This window comes from Aquimarina spinulae (assembly GCF_943373825.1).
Classification (GTDB): domain Bacteria; phylum Bacteroidota; class Bacteroidia; order Flavobacteriales; family Flavobacteriaceae; genus Aquimarina; species Aquimarina spinulae.
In genome coordinates this window covers 816,975-840,548 of record NZ_CALSBP010000001.1, presented here as the reverse complement: position 1 = coordinate 840,548, position 23,574 = coordinate 816,975, and the positions used below count along the sequence as shown (strand labels likewise).

Here is a 23,574-nt window from a genome sequence, read left to right as displayed (position 1 = left end):
AAACTAGATCATGATCTTCTCTAAGAAATCTCTTTTGTTAATTTATATGTATTGGTATACCGCCTGGCACATAGCATAAATAATAGTAATGAAAAAAGAATGAATCCTATTAAAGTAAAAAGAAAATTAGACCATCCCCATTTTGATAATATATGCCCTGTCGAACTTCCGATACCACCTGCTCCCATGTACTGGCATATTAAGTATAAGCAATTTGCTGTGCTTTTTCCTTCAATAGCATACTGAGATATTATCTTGTTTACTACAGTCTGAATCCCTAATAAACTAAACGTAAGTATACTTAAACCTAATACTAATAACCACAACTCTTCTACAAATAGCCCTAATGTTCCTATTAGAAATAGTACTAACAGGATTTTAAGCATACGAAAAGAGTGAATTCGATGAGTTAGTGCTCCAATTGTTATCGTCCCTCCTACTCCCGTGACATAAATTAGAAATAATAGGGAAATAACATAATGTGGAAGTGAAAAAGGAGGCATTTCTAGCCTAAAACTTAAATAATTATAAATGCTCACAAAAGTCCCCATCATTAAGATCATCAAAATATAAACTCCCAAAAACAACGGATTTTTAAGGAAGTTTTTCATATACATTAGTTTTTGAAATGTTTGGATTTTTTGTGGATTAAAGTTTAAGGATTGTGGTAAAAGTCTCATAAAAAAGGTACTTAATACTATTCCTACACCTCCAATAAATAATGTAGCTATTCTCCAATCATACCAACTAGAAATTAAACCTGCAACCACACGCCCCCACATACCACCTAATACATTTCCGGCTAAATATATCCCAATCACAATCCCAACATATCGTACCTCAACTTCTTCAGAAATATAAACAATAGCAACCGCTATCACTCCTGATAGCAAAAACCCTTTTATAAAACCAAAAACGACCAATACATTAAAATTCCATGAGATTGCCGATAGCATTGTGATTAATGAAGACAAAAATAAAGCAATCAACATTAATTTTTTGCGGTGTAGTATATCTGCATAAAACGCAAACATAAAAAGACCTAAAGCAATACCAATCATAGAAGATGAAACAACCAGGCTACTGACAGCCGGAGATACCAAAAAACTTTCGCTTAATGATGGTAATAATGGCTGAAACATATAAAACTGTGAAAAAGCAGCCAACCCTGGAATAAAGATCGCTTTTCGGATCTCTTTATAACGTCTTGTATTTCTTTCTGCTTTTGTTTTCATTTCTTTATTTATCTCCTCTTTCTTATAAGTTATAAAAGATTTGAAGTACAAAGTTCAAAATTATTTTTACATTAGTAAAACGTTATTTTCTTATCATATACATTAGTAAAACTTATTAATAATGGAATTACGCCAATTAAACTATTTTGTTAAGGCGGCAGAGTGTTTAAATTTTACAGAAGCCTCTCATAAAGTATTCATAACACAAAGTGCACTTTCGCAGCAAATAAAGCTTTTAGAGCAGGAATTAGGAGTTCCTCTTTTTGATAGAATCGGAAAGAGGATACAACTTACAGAAGCTGGTTCATTATTTTTGACCCGTGCGAGGCATACGCTTAAAAATGCCGAAAACGCCAAACAATTGATAGAGGATTTACAAAATCTACAATCCGGGACTTTACATATTGGAGTAACCTATGGTTTAACCAATCTGTTTACAGAAACACTGATATCCTTTTCTACAAAATTTCCTTTAATACAGGTTAAGGCTTTCTTTGGCACATCTGATGAATTAATGGAAAAACTCAAATCGGGTATGTTGGATTTTATTTTATCTTTTAATAAAGCAACAGATGATCAAATGATTACTACTATTCCTTTATTTCAATCTTATTTAACACTGGTAATACATGAATCCCATCCATTTGCCAGCAAAAAACAAATCAGTATCGAAGAGCTTAATACAATAGATTTAGCTGTACCTGCAGAAGGGTTTACGACCAGAAAAGTCCTGGATAAGGCATTTAGAACACATGAACTTTCATATCAATATCAAATAGAATTAAATCATATCCCTACATTAATTCGACTCATTGAAACCGGAAAATGGGCAACCGTTCTTACAAAATCAACCACACAGTATTTACCTACCCTCAAAAGTATTCCTATAAACAAAAAGAAGCTCAAATTACGATCGGCCATACGATACCTTAAGGGTAATTATCAAAAAAAAGCTTCTAAAATTTTCTTTCAAATGATTTTAGAACATTATGAGCAGAATACAGATTTAAATTAGCACATTGTGAAAATAACAGACCTAAAAAAATAAATTATAACCAAAATTATAATGAAAAAACCTGAAATACATATTCGACCTGCAAATAAAGAAGATCTCGAAAGAATTTGGAATCTGTGGAAAGTAGTTGTAGATCAAAAAATCTATTTTCCATATGATGATAGTTTTTCCCGAGAACACATCGAAAACAGTTGGATCAATCTTAAAAATAATTGTTTTGTGGCAGAATCAGAAAAAGAAATTATAGGAGCTTACATTTTAAAGCCTAATCAACCGGGTTACGGAAATCATATTGCTAATGCTTCATATATGGTTAACAGTCAAAAACGAGGAATGGGTCTTGGTCATAAACTTTGTGCTCATTCTATTGATGCTGCAAAGGAACTAGGGTATTATGCGATGCAGTTTAATCTGGTAGTTAGCACCAATAAACCTGCAATAAAAGTATGGTTAGCCAATGGGTTTGAGATTATAGGAACAATCCCTGATGGGTTTAGGCATTTTGAAAAAGGATATGTAGATGCTCATATTTTTTATCGGAAATTATAATTTGTATACATTTCAGAAAAAATGATATAGGCTTTATGTGGTAAAATAATTGCAAACCTATATAAATTCTTTTCTATACTTTGTTGGACTAATTCCTTTATTCTTTTTAAAGAATTTATTAAGGTGACTAACATCTGTGAACCCTAATTCATCAGTAATTTCGGTTATACGCATATCACTATATTGAAGTCTGTTTTCTATTAATCGAACCCGATAATTAGTAATATATTGCTGTAGCGTTTCCTTAGTATGTTTTTTAAAATAACGGCCAAGATATGTTTTAGAAATACCAAACTGATGACAAATTTCCTCTGTTCTCAATTTGGCAGGATCATATATATTCTCTTGTATATATTGTAATATATTCATCGCTTTTTCTTCTGTTCCTGAATCTATCACATCAGGAAGATATTTTGCAATATTTCTCGCAACAATAACGATTAATGTATTCACTAACTGCTGTATGATTTCTTTGTTGTATAAATCCCTGTTAACATATTCCCGAATCATAGCTTCTACCATAGGTTTAACCAATGTTTTATCGGTGAGGTTTCTTAAAATACAGCCTGGTTGATGATTTGCATTTTTTAGAATAAATTCTAATCGTTGAATATTATCAGCACTTATCTTTCCTGATTTAATATAAATATCATTAAATCTCAAAAAGAAAAATTGTGTAGTTGTATTGATTTCTATAGAAGATATATCCGTTGGAGTTAATAAAAGCATGTGCCCCGGATGATATAGAAATTCGTTCTTATTTACGCGTTGAATTCCTGTACCCGATAAAATATAAACCAATTCAAAAAAACTGTTTTTGTGCTCATGCACAGGAGATTGATCTAATGTTTCAAAAGCAATCGAAAAAGGTTCATATAAATTCTTTTTATTCATGATTACACATTTTTACATTTAAAAGGAAAATATATACTATCAAAAAACATAAGCAAAGGTATAAATTTGCTCTAAATTATTAAAACATATTTTTATGAAAGCAATAGGAATCAAAACATCATTACCCATAAGTGAAGAAAATAGTCTAATTCAGTTCGAAACAGAGCAGCCTGTACCGAAAGGACATGATTTATTAATAAAAATCAAGGTAGTGGGTATCAATCCTGTGGATTATAAAGTTCGCCAAAACAGCGTGCAAAATCAAGAATTAGATTCTCCAAAAATATTAGGCTGGGATGCTGTAGGTATTGTTGAAGCGGTGGGTGACAAAGTAACCTTATTTAAAACGGGAGACGAAGTGTTTTATGCAGGAGACATTACACGTCCCGGATCTAATGCCGAATATCAATTAGTGGATGAGCGTATAGTAGGCAAAAAACCGAATACTATTTCTGATGCTGAAGCCGCAGTCATGCCTTTAACTTCATTAACTGCCTGGGAGGTATTGTTCGACAGACTCAAGCTAACTCCAGGAGAGGGAGAGGGAGAAGGAAAAACAATACTAATCATTAGTGGTGCAGGTGGTGTTGGCTCTATTGCAACTCAATTAGCCAAAAAATTAACCAATTTAACCGTTATAGCTACCGCCTCTCGCCCCGAAAGTCAATTATGGTGCCAAAACATGGGAGCCCATCATGTTGTAAATCATCATAACCTCATAGAAGAAGTACATGCTTTAGGGATCAATACCATAAATTACATTCTCAATTTTTCGGGAACTTCTGATCATTGGGAAAACATAATCGAGTTAATTGACCCACAGGGACATATATGTACTATTGCAGAATCTCTTGATAACCATATCAACATAGGGTCTTTTAAATCTAAGAGTATAACCTTATCCTATGAGCTAATGTATACACGATCTATGTACCAGACAGAAGATATGATTGAACAACATCATATCTTAAACAAAATAGCTGCATTGCTCGACAACAATAAAATTAAATCAACACTCAATAGCACCCTTGATGGTTTTACTACTGAGAACTTTAAAGAAGCTCATCAAAAATTAGAATCAGGAAAAACCATTGGGAAAATTGCAATTACATTTTAACACCACTATTTAATCTTAATGAAATGTGTTAATAATCACTAAATACATCAGAACTCTTAATTACTTAAGGATTGATTGAACTTGTAGTTGTAACCGGGGTATAACCTCTTTTTTATACCATTCATTTTTTGCTTGCCAAATATTATTTCTTGGTGAAGGGTGTGGTAATACAAAATAATCTGGCAAATATTCTTTGTAATTCTTTACTGTATCTGTTAGTGTTCTTTTTAATCGATCACCCAAATAATACTCTTGAGCATATTTGCCAATGAGTAGTACAAGCTCTACGTTTTCTATTTTGGTCAAGAGTTGTTGATGCCACAAAGGAGCACATTTTTTTGTAGGGGGGAGATCTCCGGATTTCCCTTTTCCCGGGTAACAAAACCCCATAGGTACAAGTGCAATTTTTTGTGGATTATAGAACGTCTCATCATCAATTCCCATCCAGGCTCTTAAATTTTGCCCGCTTTTATCATCCCATGGGATTCCCGATTTATGAACAATACTCCCGGGAGCTTGCCCTATGATTACTATTTTACTATGAGTATGTGCTGAAACTATTGGTCTTGGCCCTAATTCTAATTGCGCTGCACATTCACTACATTTGGAAATCAAAGACAATAATTTTTGCATAATTGATATTACGTTTTATAAATTGATTAGTAAATTATAAAATAATATGGTTTTACTTAACTTATTTAAGATTTGTTTGATCTTATAACCTTATTCTTCAAAGAACACCCCAGCCAATTCGCTAAGGTGCTCTACAAAAGAAAAACTAAACACCGGTTAGAACTTTTCTACTAGACTAAAGAAAAGTATCAAAACCTCTAATTATATGTATTACGAAGTTTCTCCCAATTACTATTAGCTTTTGCAACTAATTTTTTGTGATTGTTTTCTGCTAGCCATAATTGCTGTGCATCTAACTCTATGTTGTATAAAAACAAAAAGTATTTTCCATCTTTTACTACAAACTTATTAGGGTCGGGTCTAAATTTAGCACCAGCATATACCCCAAATGCACAGAATCCCCCATATTGTGGTAAGTAATGTTTAGGGTTCTTATCAAACTTAGATTTCTGCTCTTTAGAGGTAAAATAATACACAACCTTCTCATGTTCAGATTTATATTCTTTGTTTCCTCGTTGTGCAATACCGAGATCCAGATAAGATACAGGACTATATCCTTGTAGCGCTATATTGCTATTATCAATATTATTTCTTTTCTTATCCTGCGCAATAGTAGTCATGGTTGTCATTATCATTACTACTAGTACTATTTTTATATTTTTTAAAGTTTTCATTTTCTTTGTTTTAAGCGTTAAAATATTCTTCTTGTATAACTAGTCCGTCATTGTTCCATATTCGTCTAATGATTTCATGCCAATAAATTGTACTATTATCAGTCATCTCGAAATCAAATGTAAATTCTGAAGCTGAAACATTACCATCTACTATCGTATGGTGATTAGTAATACCATTTACTTTTTTAATAGAATTGGCAAAACCTTCCATCTTTTCTACCATTTGTGCTTTATTTTTGGTAGTAAGGTTATTATAATCAGAGGTTGTAGCATCCTCGGCAAAAAATTGTTTTACCGCATCTACTATTGCTCCTTGTGTAACAACACTATCCATTTCTGTAGCTAATGCTTTAATATCCATTGTTTTTATTTTTAAATGATTAAACAAATATTGTTTTGTAATTACACTACAAATTTCTGGATATGTCGAGGAAAGAGAGCTACAAAAAAAGTACTAGTTCTTGTACTTTTTATTCTTGAAATGTGCTTTTGAAATGTGATGGAGATTCTCCTGTATAATGCTTAAAAAAGTTAGAAAAATGGTTAGGTTCTTCAAAACCTAATTCTATTGAAATCTCTTTAATCGTAAAGTTTTTGGATAAAAGAGACTTTGATGTAGTAATCATCTCAGATCTAATAAGTTTCCCTAGAGAAGTTTGCATTTTATCTTTCACTTTTCTGGATAATACTTTTGGAGAAAGGTTCATTTTTGAAGCATAAAAGTCAAGTGTTCTTTCTTTGGTATGATATTGCTGAAGAAGTTCGAGGATATTCTGAGAGAAAAGATCTCTTCTTTTATAGTCAAAATCCTCTCTAAATTCTAGCGGGTTTCTACCAACATTATTTTTAAAAACTCTGGTAAAATATGCCGGGTCATTATATCCCAAATCATAAGATATTTCCTTAATACTTTTATCGGTAAAGGCAATCTCCTTTTTACTTTCCAGTAGTTTTTTACCAGATAACAGAGATTTTAGAGAAATTCCTATTTTATTTTTAATCAAAGACTGAATATTATATCCATTTTTATCAATCAAAGCGGTGAGTTCTCTATTGTTAATATTACTAGAATATTGCATATCAATAATATCCTTTGTATCAAAAATAACACGGTACTCTTCCTTATTTGCCTTAAACGGGTTTTGATAATACCACTGTTCTACAGAAGCATCTATGATACGATCTACTTCTATATCATGTGCTATTTGATCCGTTATTTTTTGAAAATCACCGGATTGATCAAAATTAATATACCCAAGAGAGATAAGATGCTTAAATAACACTCTAAACTCTTTATTTCTAATCACCGTTTCATCAGGAAATTCTATTTTTCGGATCAGGAAGTTATCTGAAAGAAATTTTACATACTGTCCTTTTTCGAGATAAATGGCTTTGTTTTGCCAATCGAAGTAATTCTTAAAATCAACCTGAATACTACCACTACCAGATAAAACCTGGAAAAAAGTATATTGATCTATAAAGTATACTTTATTTATTTCTGGTGTAAATTCTATAAACACAATAATCGCTTGATTAGTGTATAGTATGTCGAAATTTTTATCAAAAGATAACACCTCAACAGTTTATTAATCAATAAAACCTTTTCTTAAAGAGCGTAAGTTCGATCTAAATTTAGAGGGTAATAAAAATCGTCAAATCGAGTGATTTTTAGAAATGTAATGAAGAAAAATTATATCGAGATTAGGTTTTTGTTGGAAAACAGCTTATTCTCGATACATTTTCTTGTCTTTGCAAGCCAAGAAAACACTCGACCTGACGCAGTTTTCTTGCACCGAACTCAGGGTTAATAATATACTTTTTAGAATATATAGAGTAAAGAATGGTATGAATATTTTCTTAATTGCAGAACGTATTCTGGGTATAATAGTAAATTATACCCAGTTGTTATTTACTTTTTAATACGGTTTTACTTTCTCTGCTTCTTTTTATAATTATAGAATCTCTAAATATTTTTTTTACCGAAATATCTTCTAGCATATCCCCTTCTCTAATCTTATAAAATTTATTATTCATTCTAATTAAGATTAGTTCCGAAGTACTTTTAGACCCTTTTACATAACCATGATAACTTAATTTAGGCCATGGTTTCTTAACGCTATTAGGAGTAACATTTGTTTTCTTAGATCTGTTATTCGATACTAGTTTCGTATTTTTTTTACGCTTTTTAGCTCTAAAAACAGCATATTTTCCTAAGAATGGGTCTCTTTCAACTTTTCTAAGATCAAAAGTATCTTTTGAAAAATTCATTCTGGGATCCACAATAGTAATTGGATTAATCGATATGTTGTTCTCTTCTACATTGTTTCCAAAAAAATTAAAAATTTTACTAAAAACAATTGCCCAGATGACAAGCATAAAAAAAATCAGAACGCTATTTAAAATCTTTTTATTCACTAGCCTAAAAATTACAATTCGTTAGATTCTATTTACTCAACCGTTATTTTTCTAACTTCACTATAAATACTCTTATTACCCGCTTGATCTAAGATTCTCACTCTCCAATAGTAATCTCCCAAATTAGAAAATGTTATTTCCTGAGAGTTCGAATTAGTCGGAACAGTTTCAATTATGGTGGCAAAACCACTATCTGTTGCTACTTCTATAACACTAGATAATGTAGATTGTATTTCTCCGGTATCACTAGGTATATTCCAAGTAAAAGTAATAGGAGATGATCCTTTTGCATCGTTATTAGGAGATGCTAAGGTGGGTTGATTAGGTGCCTGGGTATCTAGAAAAATCTTTCTCGTTGAGAATTTGGTTTCACTATTATCATTTACACCTTTTACTTTCCAGGTATATATTGCATCTTCACTCAAGACGGTAGAACTAAGTGTAAAGTTATTATTAGTTAAATCAGGAGTCTGGATTTCGGTAGCTGTATTTCCCTGAATGGTCTTATCAACCACTACAGTATATGAAGTTGCTGCCTGAATTCTATCCCAGGTTAATATTAAAGCATCTTTATTCGTATAAAAATTCTCTGATGGTGATGTTAGAAACACAGTTTGGTTTGTTAAATCGTCTGATACAGAAAGTGTAAAAGAAATAGGAAAACTATAAGCAGTTGTATATGCAAAATTTTCGCCTCGTATCCTCCAGCTATATTCACCAGGATTAAGTCCATATGTAAAGTTATTCCCTTTAACTAATGAATCTAATACACTTCTTTGCGTAGCCTCTTCTACTACCTGTATTCTATAATCATCTGCATCTCCTAATTCATCCCATCTAAACTGAACCGAATTACCATCGAGATTACTTTTATCTTTTGGTGCTACTGTTGTTACCAAATCATCTGTAATATCTTCTTCGAGGACATCATCGCACGCTATCAACAGAAACAAACTGCTAAAAACTATACTTATATTAACTATTCTTTTCATAATTCTGAAATATTATCTTTACTCTTAATTTATTTTTTCGTGTTTGGAATTCTTTTTCTTTTACAAATGAAATACTAACAATATTTGAAAACTTAAACTCTTTCTCAAATGCATACACTATTTCTAATAGTCCGTTAAAATCTCCTTCTAATGTTAATTGGTTACTAATTACATTAAAACCATTACTTTCTGCTATATGAATTTCATCTAAGTTAAAAACATATACATTATCATAAGTAGATACAAAATCCAGTATTTGTTGTTGTATTTCTTCAGGTTCTACTCCCTGTTTTCCTATTATTTTATCATAAAACTTTAATTCTGCCTGTGTTTGAGTAACATCGGTTGTTGATGAGTTTACATATGCTAACTTATCTTCTAATTGTCGAACCTGATCATAGGCATGTCGAGTGATTTTAAAAGATCTCTTATTCGCTGCCATGAATAGCAATATTCCAATTGCTATAAGTCCAATTAATTTTTGTTTATATGTTAGATTTGCAAACACTATTTTACAACGATTTTTAAAGTAAATTCACTTTTTTTATTTCTACTCTTACTAAAATCCAAAATCTCTATTTTGGAAATCCATTTTTCCTTCTTTAATTCTTTAACCCAAGAATTAATTGGCATACTCGAACTAGAATTACCATTAATGATAATGGTATTTGTTTCAAATATTATCTTTTCAAAATTCTTAATCTTTTTCTGTGTAGGGTTTACCTTCAAGCTATTAAGTCCTACATTATCGGGAATAGAATTTACTATACGGTACATATAAAAAGAAAGAAAGTTCTGATTTAAAATACCCGATTCCTGAAGTATTTTTGTTTTGTTCTCTTTTTCGCTTTCTAATTTTTTTACCTGATTATAAGTATCATTAAGGTTATATAATTGAGATTCATAACTTACATACTTATCATTATAGTAATTCAATAACAAATAGCTAATCAATAATGCAGACAGGAAAAAAATTCCCAATACTGTAGCTACGGTATTAAATGCCTTTTTAAGTACATTTTCTTTTTTATTCTCTATTAAAAATTCTGTATCGTAGCTAAAATCATCTGATGGATATAAATAATGAAGTAGTGTAGAAAATAAAGGAACCTGAGTATTGTTAATCTTCTCTTCTCCCAAGATATATTCCTTGGTAATAGTATCCAGTTTTTGGGTTTCTGTTAGGTAATCATCTTCAAAACTTAATTCATAATCGGCAGAAATAATTGATGATGTATTAGATAGCCCTTTAAATAGTACTCCTACAAAAGGGCCAATACTATAATCTACAACCAAATATTTATTTTCTAAAAACAATGTAAAGAATTTTTCTAAGACATCTTTTCTTACAATTGAAATAAAATTTTGTTGATTTTGGTGCAGTTCATAAATATAAAAATCATCAATAGAAGCGTTAAACAATACTTCTTTTAAATAGTTTCCTTTTGCAGAAACTTGTTTATTTATAATTCCTTTTCCATAAAAATTAAGAAGTAAAGGAACCGATGTATTCACTTTATCTTTAACAACGTTAAAATCCTCTGTAGAAAAAGAAGTTTCTACCGACAAAGCATCAGATTTCTTATCTACTATAAGAACATTGTATATTGGAGTATCTCCCAATATTACACCTACAATAGCGTATTGTTTTTCCTGAAAAGGCTTTAAAATATTATTTTTTATCTGTTCTAACATTAGTAAACAACAGTCGGTTTTATAAACACGTGTAACTTTGATTTATTTTTTCTCTTGATCTTACTACTAAAAAACCATTTTAGTATTGGTATTCTAGATAAAACAGGTGTTCCTGTTCCAGAGTTTTCTTTTTCTAATTCATCCAGTCCTCCCAGAAGTATCATTTCACCATTTCGTACTCGAACTAAGGACTCAAACTGTTGGGTTGATTTTCCTGGTGGAGCGTTCTCTCCTGCTCTTCCTAAAAAGGCGCTCTTTTCTACGACAATAGTTAATGTTATTTGCTCATCTTTAGAGACAAAAGGTTTTATATTAACACTTAAATTTGCATCTGTAGCTTTCCATTGACCTGACTGTAAAATATCACTACTGACTCCATTATTAATCAACCTATTATTTTGTTCGAAGTAATAATTAGTTTCTCCGATAGAAATTTTTGCTTCATGCCCACTTAGTGTAGAAATCTTGGGAGTTGATTGCAATCGGATTATAGAATTATTTTCTAGAGCTTTTAAACTAAGATAGAAGTCTTTTGCAACTTTACCCAGGTTAAAAATACCAAACCCATTAAAGGCATCGATCAACTTATTTACAGAAGATGAATTTAAATTAACTTCAGCTTGTGGAAATAAAACTCCAGAAGTAACTCTCTCTTTTTTATCTATCCCCGCTTTAATCCCGGTTTGAATGTCGTACCCTTTTTGATACTGTACTATCAACACCTCTATAAGGATCATGGGTACTACTTTATCAATTTGTTTTATGTATTCTTTTAGCTCCAATATTCTTGGTCTTGAGCCAGAAACCACGAATCCATTAAGTTCTATAAATTCCTTAAGTTCTACATTTTCTATTAAGTTCTTAGGCAATGTTTCTAAAACAGTTTCTATTGTTCTGTTCTCTAATTGTATAAGTTCTGTACTTCTAAGTCCTTCTCCATTTTGATCTCCGATAAGATAAAAATCATCTGTTTTTTTATACGTACTGTTTTTACCCATAAAAACATGATCTAAAAGCTCATCAAAAGTAATCTCGTTTACGACCAATGTTGTTGTTGCTCCCTCAGGTTTATCATACATGAAATAGTTTACATTGAGTTTTTCTGCTGCTTCTAATATCAACGAAGTAACATCAGCATCAAATGCCTGAACACTTAAAAACCCACTTGGGAGAACCGTTATATCTGCAGATGATTCCGGACTCCTGGTTTTCTTACCTTTCCTTGATGATCCTGCAGTAGTGCCTGCTGCTGCTTGATCTTTTTCTACATAGTAAAACCCATTATCATCCTTGGTCACTATTAATTTATTAGATTTAGCCATCATCTCCATTACCTGATCAAATGGCCTATTTAAGATATAAGCAGAAACTTTTTCATTTTTCACATTAGGTCCTAAGATTACATTTTTACCAGATACATCGGTAATCTTTTTAGCTACGCGAGACAGAGAATCATTTTTAAGTTTAATTGCTAAGAAATCATTTTGGCTATTATAAGTGACATCGATTTCTTTAAGCACTTTTGGTTTTGGAAGTTCTTTCTGTTTTATAGTTTTCTTAAAAACAATGATTTTGTTTATAAACTCTATACTTAGATTATATTTCTTGATTACAAAAAGAAACACATCTTTAACAGGTACATTAAAAAAACTACTGGAAACAATCTGGTTAAGATCTGGATCTGCACTTATATTTAGTTTGTGCTCTATCGCAACAGAGGTTAAAAAATCATATAGTGTAAGCCCCGAAACATCAATCTGTATCGTTTCATTAAGTTCGGGAGTTTCCTCTGCATATGCATTAATTTGTTCCTCGATCTTTTGCATGTCTTGCTGTCCATACGAAAGTGGAATTATACAAACTAATACTATATAATATAAAAATTTCTTCATAATTAAGCTTTGATTAGCAGCGAATAAATTTCTTCTAGAGAAGTTTCCCCTTCTTCTAATAAATTAAAAGCTTTATCCGCGAGGCTTTGGTATTTATAACTTATATTTTGTTCTAGATTATGACTATTATTTTTAATAGCATTCACTACGTCATCTGTGATCGATACAATTTCATAAATTGCTCTTCTGCCCTTATACCCAGTATAGTAACATTCTGTGCATCCTACCGGCATATGATGTGTAGATAAGGCCCTAGGAAGTTTGTAATTTCTAGGAAGTTCTTCTTCATTAAAAGGAGTCTCTTTTTTACAATGTGGACATAACTTTCTAACCAATCGCTGTGCTACAGATAGGTTTAAGGTCTCTGCAATATAAAATGCAGGAACTCCCATATCAACTAATCTGGATATGGTTCCCAGTGCAGAATTAGTATGTATTGTCGACAATACTAAATGTCCCGTTAATGAAGCCCTGATTGCCATTTTAGCTGTCTCGGCATCCCTGATTTCCCCTAACATGATTATATCTGGATCTTGTCGTAAAAATGACCGTAATGCAGAAGAAAAAGTAAGTCCGATGTCTTCTTTAAGTTGTACTTGATTAATTCCCTTTAATGTATATTCAATCGGGTCTTCTACGGTTACAATATTTCTTTTTACATCATTAAGAAGTTTTAACGTAGCATATAATGTTGTTGTTTTACCAGATCCGGTAGGCCCGCTAATTAGCACAATACCATTATTCTTTTTTACAGCTTCAAGGTATTTTTCTTTTTCATCTGACTCCAACCCCAAGTCTTCTAATCTAATATTAGACGCATCTTTTCCTAATAGACGCATCACTACTTTTTCACCATGTAATGTGGGTAATATAGAAACCCTAATATCAAAATCTTTATAATCGATCCTTCCGTCTTGTGGCAATCTTTTTTCTGTGATATCTAGATTAGATTCTATTTTGATCTTATTTACTAATTCTAGATAACTCTCTTTAGGAATTTTATATTTTTCAACTAAAACACCATCAATACGCAGTCTTGCTCTTGCTTCTTCTTCATACACTTCGAAATGAATATCACTACTACCAATAGATTTGGCTTCAAAAATCAAATTATCCAAAAAACTACTTTCTACAGTAGATATACTTTGCGTTGCTTCCTGATCTCTATTATTCTTTCTGTAATAAACAAACAGTGCTTTATTTAGTCTTTCTGATGGAATTTCATCAAACTTTAATGGTTTTCCCAAATACAATTCTAACTCTTCCTTGATCTCAGAATTTACTTTTTCTGCATCAATATAGAGTTCCATTACATCTTCGGTATTGTTCTTAGGAATAATACTATAATGATGTGCTAAATCAGCATTAATAAGCTGTTTTAGTTCTACAGATATTTGTATGTTGGTATCAGTGCTCAAATGATAAAGTCGTAAAAAATGTTAGTTGATAAAAATAGATTAGGAATCATCAAACCGATGATATATAGTGATAAATATCCCGCCAATGGTATCGTTTTTTGTTCGTTTTTATTCTGAAATATAGCATACAATACTAAAGACAATATCATCCCCGAAATAAAGAATAACATATAATTTCTAAAGGAAAAGAGAGGAATTACGGCGATTAAAAACACCAAATCACCTATACCGATGTATTCTTTAAATGGATTTTGAAATTTTGATTTTTTAATAGAAAAATAGGTTACTATTGAAAGAAAATTAATTCCAATAAATGCCAATGATTTCAAACCATCAAAAAGAACTATGATATCTTTATTCATATACATACTCACCACAAACACCAAAATAGGTAGCCCAATATGTATATGCCTATACCTAACATCTTGATATAGCATTATCCCAAAAGAGATGAATAAAATAGATACTAATACGTATGTCATTAGTCCTTTACCGTTTCTTTTAATAACTTATTATGATCAATCTCCCAGGTATTAAAAGTACCATCGCCATCAAAATCAGATAGAGAAACCGCTCTGGCTCTAAAAGAATTAGTAGACGCCTCTGTGATCTCAATTCTATACACAGCCTGTCCTCCTTCACTAATAGATAGCGCCGGTTCAAAGCCTAGAGCTTCAAAATCGGCTGTATACTTAGAGTTTCGATAAAAATAGCTTTTCTCTAATCCATACAGATGATTTAACATACTCTGGGCTTCAATAGCTTTTGCTTGTGATACTACAGAAGTTTGGTTTGGTAATACCAATAGTATTAAAATCCCGATAATACACAATACAATTACCAATTCTGACATCGAATATGCCTTTACATAAACCTTTTTACTGGTGTTCATTTTTATCTTCATTTTCCTTTTTTAAGAAGGTTGAATAATTTTACTTAAATCAAACATTGGTGAATACATTGCAATTAATACAGTACCCACAACCAAACCTATGATTACAATTATTAATGGTTCCATAATAACTCCAATCATCTTAGTTTGGTGCTGCACTTCTTCATCATATTGCTTAGCCAATCGCTCAAACATATCATCTAATTTATTTACTTGCTCGGCTACGCTAACAAGTGAAACCAATTTAAAATCGTATATAGAATGTTTGGCTAATGCTTTTGAAAAAAGAGTTCCTTTTGTCACCTCTTTTTTAATCATATCTAAACTTGATTCTAATGGATAAAAGGATATCATACGCTGCACTAAATCCAAAGAAGTTACTAATGGAGTTTTTGCAGATAATAATAAGCTTAGTGATTGACAAAAACGAGTGATGTATATTTTTCTTACCAGTTTACCAAAAAACGGGAGGCGTATAATTACATTGGATATTGCTTTTCTGTAAAAAGTATGATTTTTAAAGTAAAAGTGAAAAGCTATTATTGAAATTAACACAATACCAAAAACTATACTTATGGTCGAAAAATGCTCTGAAACATAAATAATCTTTTTAGTTAAGTCTGGTAAATCTTTTCCAAACTGTTTAAATACAGTAGCGAACATAGGCACCACATACTTCATCATAAAATAGAGCACTCCAAAAGTTAACAGCAATACAAACGAAGGATATGTAAAAACCGATAACAACTGCCTTCTCATTTTTACTTTTCTATCGAAGTACTGAAATAGTTCTAGTAATACTTCGTCTAATTTTCTGGTTTCTTCTCCAATTTTAACACTGAAGTATTCATACGGAGAGAATTTTCCAGAGTCTCGTAACGCCTCGAATAAAGCTTTACCTTGTACCACTTCTTTTGTTATAGCCTGTATTAGATTCTTGTGTTTCTCCTTTTTTTGCTGATCTTTTAATATTTCGAGTGCTTTTCTAAAATCTACTCCAGAGTTTAATAAAACAGAAAGTTCTTTATAGAAATCCATTTTATCTTTATCAGAAAAACGATTACCAAAACTCACTTCTTTAGAGAAAAAGCTATCGTTTTTCTTCTTTGCCTTAGTGACCTTCTTTGTTTTATATGTTGAAATATTAATACTCATCCAGCAAATAATTATTCATTCTCGACGCAAGAGAAATTTCTTTTGATTCAAAAAAATCAAAACTTGTTCCTAGTATCTCAATCTTTAGTTTTATAATTTGATATTTTTCCTCAATTTTTTCGTTTTGGTCAAACAGTACCTCTAGAACTTTTATATTAAAAGTATCTACAGCTTCTGCTTTTCTGATAATTTTTTCTGTTTTGAAAAAATAGTGTATCTCTTTATTAGCACTCTCTAATACAATATGTTTATCATCATCTATATCTATAGAGGTGCTAAGTTGAACATCTTTTGAAAAAAGGTTTTGAAACTGGTTATAGGTCATTAAATCATCTTGTTGATCTGCATAAACCACTACTTGTCTAGATAAATTATCATAAATAACATATACCATCGTAATAACCAATGATGATATCACCATGCCAATAACGAGTTCTAACATCGTAAATGCTTGTAATCGTGTATGTTTTTTATTCTCTAACAATGTATTGATATGTTTCTTTTTTTGATTGCACCTTTATCGTAAATACAACTTTAAATCCTGTGTTATTTTCTAATTTCTCTACTTTTTTTACTACAGTAAAAGATTCAAAATCATAATCTTCATCTATAAATTGTTTTTCGCTTTTTGTTTCCCAAAACAATTCTTTTACCTTCTGCCGAGCTTGATAATGAGCAATACTATGATCAGATCCCAACACTCTACTATAAATTATAAGCGCCATAGACAAGCAAATTGCAATGATAGTCATGGCAATTACCGATTCTATAACAGACCCTGCTTTTACATTATATTTGTTTAATAATTGCATAGGGTTTAAAGTATTCACTTTTATTTTTAAATAGCGGTATCCTTACAAATTCATCAGGAAGGCTTTTCTTATCAATTGTTCCGTTTAAAATATAATTATCATAAGCAGAAGCTTCTGTCCTAAGGTAAAAGTTACTTGTGTAGACTGTACCTATTACATTTCCTTTAAGTTGTAATTTACCACTACAGTAGATATCACCAATTACTTCGGCGTCTTCCTCTACAGTAACTATTTTATCTAATCCTCTATTTATATCATTGATCACCACTCCTCCCAGGATCTTGCTTTTCTTCCCTATAATAACCTCTCTTTTATCTACATTACCTGTATTCATCAAAATACCCGATGGATATTTTAAAACTACATTTTCTTCAAGCCCGACCACTTTCTCTGCTAACACCTGTACATTACCAATAAAACCAGATTCGAAAGCTACCTTTGGAGCATCTATAATAATATCTTCTAATACATTATTCTTCTTGATATAAACAGAATCTTTAGATTTTATAACAATATTCCCCGAAAGCTTTTTATTATTTATAATTATAGTATCGCTTTCTATAACCAGTGTTTGCTTACTAAAACTATTATATAAAAGAACATCGTCTTTTATATCATTTAGCCTAATCTGGCGTACATTACTAATATCATATGCAAAATCTACATGGTCGATTTTTGGCAAACTCGTTTTTGAGTTACGTTTTGTACCTATCAAAAATTTTGTGTCTCGATATGCATTAGAAGTGATATACCCTGCTTTTATACCTGATTTTGGTAAAAACACATTACCTGTTATTTTAGCTTTCTCTACCATAAACAAAGGTTTAGATGCATCTGAAAGATATAGTGCCATTGCATCTTCTTTTTGCCACTGCCCTATCAAAGCTGCTCTTTTTATAGTGTCTTTCTTAAAAACAGAAGTAGTTAATAACACTTTATAAAATCCCCATGGTTTTATTCTACCAGATGAAACCATACCATTATCAAAAACATCTATAGTAATTCCCTTCTCTTCGATATCCTCTATTTTCGCAAGAAAATACTCTTGTGCTGATTCATTGTTAGATACTAATTCGGCATGGGCATCAAGCATTCCCTGATGTATTTTAGAATACCCACTCATCAATAACAGCGAATAACAAAATATCCCTACTACAATACAAATTAGTATCGCATACGCTATAGAACCGGCTTTTATCACGTATTATCTTTTTCTTTTTTACCAAATAATCGTTGAAAGAAATTTGGTTTATCGTTAGCTGTCTTTTTTTGTTTTTCTTTTTTAGCTTCCTTTTTAGTACTGCCTTTTACTTTTGGGTTATTATTTTTTGTTTTTTTGGAAGTTGCTTTATTTTTATTTTTTTTAGAAAAAAGTCTTTTAAAGAAACCTGTTTTTTTCTCTTGAGTAGCTACTGAATCTTTTGCTTTCTTTTTAAATAATCTACCAAAGAATCCTGGTTGTAGTGTATCTTTTTCTTTACGTACTTTTTTACTATAATCTATAGTGTCACCTTTTTGTACGAAAACCCATTTCCCAGATCGTTTACCACTAGTATATTTACCTTTTGATATAACATTACCAATACTATCATAGAATACGCATTTGCCATTTAGTATTCCTTTATTCCAGTTTTCTGTAGTTGCTAATTGACCATTTTTATACCAGGATTTCCAGATACCAATCTTTTTTCCTTTATTAAAATTACCTTTCTCTGCCAATTCATTAGAGTAATAATACTTGGTATATAATCCATCCAATAATTCTCCCGCATAATCACTTTGTGTAGCCTGTACTTTTCTGGATTTAAACCAATAGTATTTTACTCCTGGTTTTGGTTTTGGCTCATCTTCTGTAATATGAAAACTTTCTTTATACTCGGTAGTACTAATATTTTTCTTATTAAACAGTTCCTGTGAAGTTTTACAACTCAACAGGCAGGTGAATATGATACTTATATATATTATTTTTTGCATTCCTTTACAATACTTTTCCAACCATCGTGGTTATTATTTTTTGCGCAAATTTATTTGTTGTACCGTTATGATATTTAGTTTTTAAAACGTTTTGTTTTCTACACTACAACAGACTTGTTAGATTACATAAACGACTACTATAAAAAATCTAAAAACCTACCTTGCACACATATTTAATTCACTAATAATCAATATTTTAAATTCATTTCGACAAAGCATTTATAGATACAATACTTTGTATGCTTGTAAAAAACGAAGTCGCAAATATATTCATTTTTAAGTTGTTAAAAAGTTAAGATTTAACTTTGCTTTAAGAAGTCTATTTTTCTCAAAAAAGCTAACTCTCTATACATTTTCCACACCTTACATTACATGCAATCAAACATATCAAATCATTCTACATCATGCTTTTACATTAACCTAAATCTCATGAAAATCATACTTAATCTTCACGCTCCATCATTTTTCACAGTACAAGAATACGAGTCCTGAGTTTCATTTTTCGGGACTGGGAATTATTTTTTTTATTTTTTTTGATCTTTAACATTATGATAGTATAAGTCTATTTTTATTTTGGTGGTACATAAAGATCAATAATTCTTATTTAGAAATGAATATCCTTTACCCTTAAAAAAATGTATACGGGATGTTATAAAAGCAGTAAAATTATTGTTGATTTTAACAACAAATGGTTATTTTCGTTCTCATAAAAATTGCCAAAGTTCTTTTAAATACTGATGTAAACAAGATTTTGATTACTATCCGTTTGGGATGCTACAACCTAATCGTCATAAAGATTCTAAATCCTATAGATATGGATTCCAGGGACAAGAAAAAGATGACGAAATCAAAGGCGAAGGGAATAGCATAAACTATAAGTATCGTATGCATGACCCTAGATTAGGGAGATTCTTTGCAGTGGATCCGTTGGCTATAAAATACCCATGGAATAGTCCTTATTCTTTTAGCGAAAATAGTGTAATATGGGCTACTGAATTAGAAGGGCTAGAAAAAAGAATTGTAATAAATAATTCTTTAGAAGGATATGATAAGTCGAAAATTTTTGTTCTTAACCCAAGAAATGTACAAGAAAAATTTAAGGGTAGCTTTACACAAAATATTTTAGGAATTGCGAAAGGACTTAAAGGAATGGGGTTAGTTGATGATGAAACTGATGTCCATTTAAAATTTACTGGTGGAGCAAAAACATCATATATGGATGGGGAATTTGTACATTTTGCCCAATATGATGTAAGTTGGTTATTAGGTGGTGAAACAATTAGGATGTCCTTAGACATACCTTTTGATGCAACTCATGTAGAAGGTTCTAGTTTAATTGACTACCCTTTGGCCCTTGTAGGAGGTGGAATTTATTCCCGAACTTTTAGAAAGGTAATGCAAAAATCTTTTGCAAACACAGCGATTAAGCAAATGTTTGCTAATTTTTATGGAACTACGAGAGGGAGATTAATTGAAAGATTCGCAGCAACTACTAAATATAAAGGATGGCAATGGTTAGATAACATATCTCCAAATTTTCCGTCTTTTGATTTTGTTAAAGGAAATGTTTTTTCTTCTTTTAAAACTTTTAAAGCAGATAAATTTTCTTTAAGTACATATAAGGGATACATTAATAAAATAGCGAACAAGGTATCTAATGGATTTAAATTTAAAGGAATAAATTACTCACCAAAGGAAGGAGTTTTAGATATATTAGTACCTGATAAACTACTAAAAGAATTCACTAAAGAAGGAGGTAAATATTATGACGATTTTCAAAAATTAATTAAGCACGGTAAAGATAATAATGTAAAAGTGAATATTGATTCAAAATTATAACTCAGTCAACAAAATGATATTTAAAAAGAAAGTTAAAGATTATTCAAAAGAAACAATATTTAAATTTTATAGTTGTGAGAAAAAAACATTTTTGGATTTTCATGAATTAATAAAAAATGATGTTGTAATAGAAAGTATTGTAACTAACAATGACGAATATTTTTCTGGATTTAAACAAATTATAGATAACGAAAGTAATGATGGATTAATAATTAATTTAGAAAATGACTATAGCTTACATCTATCTAAAATTGATTATAATGACACTAAAATCTTTTGTTGTTCTTATTATTTTAGCTATAATAATGAGATGGTTATTGAAATCGAGAATTTTGTGTCACGATTGAATAATATATGCTATGCTGTTTTGACTAATTATTATGATGTGAAATGGCAAGATGAAGAGTCTATATTATTTTATGAAATGAATAATAAAACTACAAAGGGACTGAGTTTTAATGTAGATTTTTGGGATAAAAAATGTATAGATATTTCAAAAAATTATGGTAGAAGTATTTTTAAAGGTGGTATTTCATACATAGCTGGATACTGTTCATGGTTCGGAGAAATTATTGATGAGGGTTTTATTAAAAAACTAGATTTTGTATATAAATTGAATAAAATGAATAATGGTTTATTTAAAGTACTATTATTCGAAAATATAAATGATGATTATTCTAAACATAGAGATAAGCAGAAAAAAATGTTGAAAACATTAGACCTAATTTAAATAATTAATAGATAGTTGGGGTTTTACCCCCCGCTTGACTAGCACTAGAGTGATTGCTACCGCTACGTCTTTGACTAGTGGAGATAAAGATTGGCAACGTAAGAGTAATCGCGATAAGAGTAAGAAATAATACTATACTAATAGCTAAAAGCTACCTAGAAATGGGTAGCTTTTGTTATTTTATGATTTAAGATATTTTTTTAGCAGAAAAACTACTACTCGTATGTTTCTAACTTATTGTATACTTTTTCAATCTCTTTATCTACATAGGATTGAGCAAAATGTACATATCTATAAAAGGAGTTACTATTAGCACTATGCCCACTTATGGTACGTACCAAATGTTCTGGCATCCCTAAAATTAGTAAAGTGGTAATAGCTGTACGTCTCATCATATGAGAACTCATTTTATCACAAAAACGTTCTGGCTTTTTCTGAGTATTTTTATAGACAGTATAGGTTTTACCCTGTCGCTCCCTAGAAAGCTCTATAGGAGCAGTAAAATTTGCTTTTTCACCGATACTTTTTAGCGTTTTATTGAAGCTATATAATGTTATTGGAGTAAACAAAGTAATTTTGGCACTCTTAGATTTATACTTCTGGTAGATGTTCACTGCATATCCTGGTAATTTTACCGAGCTGTAGGCTTTTGTTTTTTTGCTTTTAACCTTTAAATACCAATCTCCATTTTGCATTTCAAAGTTTTTAGTCGTTAACAAAAAAATATCAGAAAAACGCAAACCTGTAGTACAGCCAAATACAAAAATATCTTTGATACGCTTTTCGGGAGGAGTAAGTATAGTTTCAAATTCTTTGTTATGAATCAAGAACTTTAATTGTTCTGGAGATATCACTAAGATATCTACTTCTTCTTTACGAACATATAAAAGCTTATGAAAATCGCCAGTATTAAAATGTTTTTCATTTTTTAGGTAATTAAAGAAGGTACGTATCTGTTTCATATTACTACCTACATAATTATCATAACATCCTTTTTTATACATGAAATCAGAGAATTTTCGATAGAACTTCTTCCAATAGTTCTTTTCAGATTCAAATTCTCGCTTTGTTAGTTTTTGTGCATCACAGATTCGTAAATCAAAATCGCAAGAGCTGGAAAACTCAATCAAATTATGCAATACATATCGGTAATTATCGATAGTACCCGAGGTAATTCTATTCCCATTTTTTTTTAATCGCTTTCCTGTTTCAGAATCTCGAATAAACTGTTTAAAAAGAGGTATTAAATCAACTATTTTTTTCATTTATTTATATTCTTGCCTCACTACATTATTTACTCTAACAAGAATACGAGTCCTGAGTTTCATTTTTCGGGACTGGGTAAATATTTTTTTATTTTTTTTATATTAATCGATATAAAACACATTTTATATCGATTAAACTCTGTTTGATATAAAGACAAAAGCTACCTATTTCTAAGTAGCTTTTATCATTTCTATGCATACTATAACTGTACTCAAACGCAAAGTCGGGAGACGTTGCGTAACATCACGTTTTTAAGTTAATCACTCTTCGAAGAGCGGGGTACTAACTATACAAAAACTACCTGATACTGATAGAGAACATGTCCTTTTTACTATTGATGCTATGATTAGGGATGCTAAAGCTAGGTTAGTATATTC

24 protein-coding genes and 1 pseudogene are annotated in these 23,574 nt (G+C 30.8%); 5 read left to right on the top strand and 20 right to left on the bottom strand.

What is annotated here, in order from left to right:
* Positions 1–20: 20 nt before the first annotated feature.
* Complete coding sequence (locus NNH57_RS03790; protein ID WP_108808729.1) at positions 21–1,235, bottom strand: MFS transporter; 1,215 nt, start codon at positions 1,233–1,235, stop codon at positions 21–23.
* A 121-nt stretch (positions 1,236–1,356) separates the two neighbouring features.
* Here NNH57_RS03790 and NNH57_RS03785 point away from each other — a divergent pair, with 121 nt between their 5' ends.
* Together NNH57_RS03785 and NNH57_RS03780 are read left to right on the top strand one after the other, a co-directional pair.
* Positions 1,357–2,250 carry a LysR family transcriptional regulator gene (locus NNH57_RS03785; RefSeq protein ID WP_108808728.1) on the top strand — a complete coding sequence of 298 codons (894 nt, stop codon included), beginning with the start codon at positions 1,357–1,359 and terminating at the stop codon, positions 2,248–2,250.
* Positions 2,251–2,301: 51 nt separating this feature from the next.
* Positions 2,302–2,799, top strand: a complete 498-nt coding sequence (locus NNH57_RS03780; RefSeq protein ID WP_108808727.1) for a GNAT family N-acetyltransferase — start codon at positions 2,302–2,304, stop codon at positions 2,797–2,799.
* 57 nt (positions 2,800–2,856) lie between these two features.
* Here the strand turns inward: NNH57_RS03780 and NNH57_RS03775 are convergent, their stop codons facing one another.
* On the bottom strand, positions 2,857–3,693 hold the full coding sequence (locus NNH57_RS03775; RefSeq protein WP_074410298.1) for an AraC family transcriptional regulator: 837 nt from the start codon (positions 3,691–3,693) through the stop codon (positions 2,857–2,859).
* A gap of 94 nt (positions 3,694–3,787) precedes the next feature.
* Here NNH57_RS03775 and NNH57_RS03770 point away from each other — a divergent pair, with 94 nt between their 5' ends.
* Positions 3,788–4,810: a zinc-binding alcohol dehydrogenase family protein gene (locus NNH57_RS03770; protein ID WP_108808726.1), complete on the top strand. Its 1,023-nt coding sequence runs from the start codon at positions 3,788–3,790 to the stop codon at positions 4,808–4,810.
* 60 nt (positions 4,811–4,870) lie between these two features.
* Here NNH57_RS03770 and NNH57_RS03765 read toward each other — a convergent pair whose 3' ends face one another.
* The 17 genes from NNH57_RS03765 to NNH57_RS03685 all read right to left on the bottom strand — a co-directional run bounded on the left by NNH57_RS03765 (position 4,871) and on the right by NNH57_RS03685 (position 19,362).
* A complete protein-coding gene (locus tag NNH57_RS03765) occupies positions 4,871–5,443 on the bottom strand; it encodes a uracil-DNA glycosylase family protein (RefSeq protein ID WP_074410300.1) in 573 nt (190 codons plus the stop codon).
* Between the two features lie 197 nt (positions 5,444–5,640).
* Positions 5,641–6,117 (bottom strand): YHS domain-containing (seleno)protein, encoded by a 477-nt coding sequence (locus tag NNH57_RS03760; RefSeq protein WP_108808725.1) that lies wholly within the window; start codon positions 6,115–6,117, stop codon positions 5,641–5,643.
* 10 nt (positions 6,118–6,127) lie between these two features.
* Positions 6,128–6,478 carry a hypothetical protein gene (locus tag NNH57_RS03755; protein ID WP_108808724.1) on the bottom strand — a complete coding sequence of 117 codons (351 nt, stop codon included), beginning with the start codon at positions 6,476–6,478 and terminating at the stop codon, positions 6,128–6,130.
* Between the two features lie 109 nt (positions 6,479–6,587).
* Positions 6,588–7,691 (bottom strand): helix-turn-helix domain-containing protein, encoded by a 1,104-nt coding sequence (locus NNH57_RS03750; RefSeq protein ID WP_254504103.1) that lies wholly within the window; start codon positions 7,689–7,691, stop codon positions 6,588–6,590.
* Between the two features lie 331 nt (positions 7,692–8,022).
* Positions 8,023–8,532: a hypothetical protein gene (locus NNH57_RS03745; protein ID WP_132066170.1), complete on the bottom strand. Its 510-nt coding sequence runs from the start codon at positions 8,530–8,532 to the stop codon at positions 8,023–8,025.
* Positions 8,533–8,564: 32 nt separating this feature from the next.
* The gene (locus tag NNH57_RS03740) at positions 8,565–9,524 is read right to left on the bottom strand and encodes a phage tail protein (RefSeq protein WP_108808723.1); all 960 of its coding nucleotides are present in this window, start codon (positions 9,522–9,524) and stop codon (positions 8,565–8,567) included.
* Positions 9,508–9,966, bottom strand: coding sequence for a hypothetical protein (locus NNH57_RS03735; protein ID WP_159099293.1), 459 nt, complete (start codon positions 9,964–9,966; stop codon positions 9,508–9,510). The genes NNH57_RS03740 and NNH57_RS03735 overlap by 17 nt, the downstream gene beginning before the upstream one ends.
* Positions 9,967–10,031: 65 nt before the next feature.
* Positions 10,032–11,219 (bottom strand): PilN domain-containing protein, encoded by a 1,188-nt coding sequence (locus NNH57_RS03730; RefSeq protein ID WP_074410306.1) that lies wholly within the window; start codon positions 11,217–11,219, stop codon positions 10,032–10,034.
* Complete coding sequence (locus NNH57_RS03725; protein WP_082995059.1) at positions 11,219–13,111, bottom strand: type II secretion system protein GspD; 1,893 nt, start codon at positions 13,109–13,111, stop codon at positions 11,219–11,221. The genes NNH57_RS03730 and NNH57_RS03725 overlap by 1 nt, the downstream gene beginning before the upstream one ends.
* A 2-nt stretch (positions 13,112–13,113) precedes the next feature.
* Positions 13,114–14,529: a GspE/PulE family protein gene (locus NNH57_RS03720; protein ID WP_074410308.1), complete on the bottom strand. Its 1,416-nt coding sequence runs from the start codon at positions 14,527–14,529 to the stop codon at positions 13,114–13,116.
* Positions 14,526–15,011, bottom strand: a complete 486-nt coding sequence (locus NNH57_RS03715) for a hypothetical protein (protein WP_132066168.1) — start codon at positions 15,009–15,011, stop codon at positions 14,526–14,528. Before NNH57_RS03715 ends, NNH57_RS03720 begins: the two co-directional genes overlap by 4 nt.
* Positions 15,011–15,433, bottom strand: coding sequence for a type II secretion system protein (locus NNH57_RS03710; RefSeq protein ID WP_199915436.1), 423 nt, complete (start codon positions 15,431–15,433; stop codon positions 15,011–15,013). The genes NNH57_RS03715 and NNH57_RS03710 overlap by 1 nt, the downstream gene beginning before the upstream one ends.
* Positions 15,434–15,442: 9 nt before the next feature.
* On the bottom strand, positions 15,443–16,576 hold the full coding sequence (locus NNH57_RS03705) for a type II secretion system F family protein (RefSeq protein ID WP_108808720.1): 1,134 nt from the start codon (positions 16,574–16,576) through the stop codon (positions 15,443–15,445).
* Complete coding sequence (locus tag NNH57_RS03700) at positions 16,566–17,060, bottom strand: PulJ/GspJ family protein (protein WP_108808719.1); 495 nt, start codon at positions 17,058–17,060, stop codon at positions 16,566–16,568. Before NNH57_RS03700 ends, NNH57_RS03705 begins: the two co-directional genes overlap by 11 nt.
* A complete protein-coding gene (locus tag NNH57_RS03695; protein WP_074410312.1) occupies positions 17,047–17,388 on the bottom strand; it encodes a hypothetical protein in 342 nt (113 codons plus the stop codon). The genes NNH57_RS03700 and NNH57_RS03695 overlap by 14 nt, the downstream gene beginning before the upstream one ends.
* Positions 17,366–18,589, bottom strand: coding sequence for a hypothetical protein (locus NNH57_RS03690; RefSeq protein ID WP_132066318.1), 1,224 nt, complete (start codon positions 18,587–18,589; stop codon positions 17,366–17,368). Before NNH57_RS03690 ends, NNH57_RS03695 begins: the two co-directional genes overlap by 23 nt.
* Positions 18,586–19,362 carry a toxin-antitoxin system YwqK family antitoxin gene (locus NNH57_RS03685; protein WP_132066320.1) on the bottom strand — a complete coding sequence of 259 codons (777 nt, stop codon included), beginning with the start codon at positions 19,360–19,362 and terminating at the stop codon, positions 18,586–18,588. Before NNH57_RS03685 ends, NNH57_RS03690 begins: the two co-directional genes overlap by 4 nt.
* Before the next feature lie 768 nt (positions 19,363–20,130).
* Here NNH57_RS03685 and NNH57_RS03680 point away from each other — a divergent pair.
* Both NNH57_RS03680 and NNH57_RS03675 read left to right on the top strand, forming a co-directional pair.
* Positions 20,131–21,201: pseudogene (locus tag NNH57_RS03680) on the top strand (RHS repeat domain-containing protein); the annotation flags it as partial.
* A 13-nt stretch (positions 21,202–21,214) separates the two neighbouring features.
* Positions 21,215–21,931 carry a hypothetical protein gene (locus NNH57_RS03675; protein ID WP_108808713.1) on the top strand — a complete coding sequence of 239 codons (717 nt, stop codon included), beginning with the start codon at positions 21,215–21,217 and terminating at the stop codon, positions 21,929–21,931.
* Positions 21,932–22,146: 215 nt separating this feature from the next.
* Here the strand turns inward: NNH57_RS03675 and NNH57_RS03670 are convergent, their stop codons facing one another.
* Complete coding sequence (locus NNH57_RS03670) at positions 22,147–23,196, bottom strand: tyrosine-type recombinase/integrase (protein WP_108808714.1); 1,050 nt, start codon at positions 23,194–23,196, stop codon at positions 22,147–22,149.
* Positions 23,197–23,574: the final 378 nt, after the last annotated feature.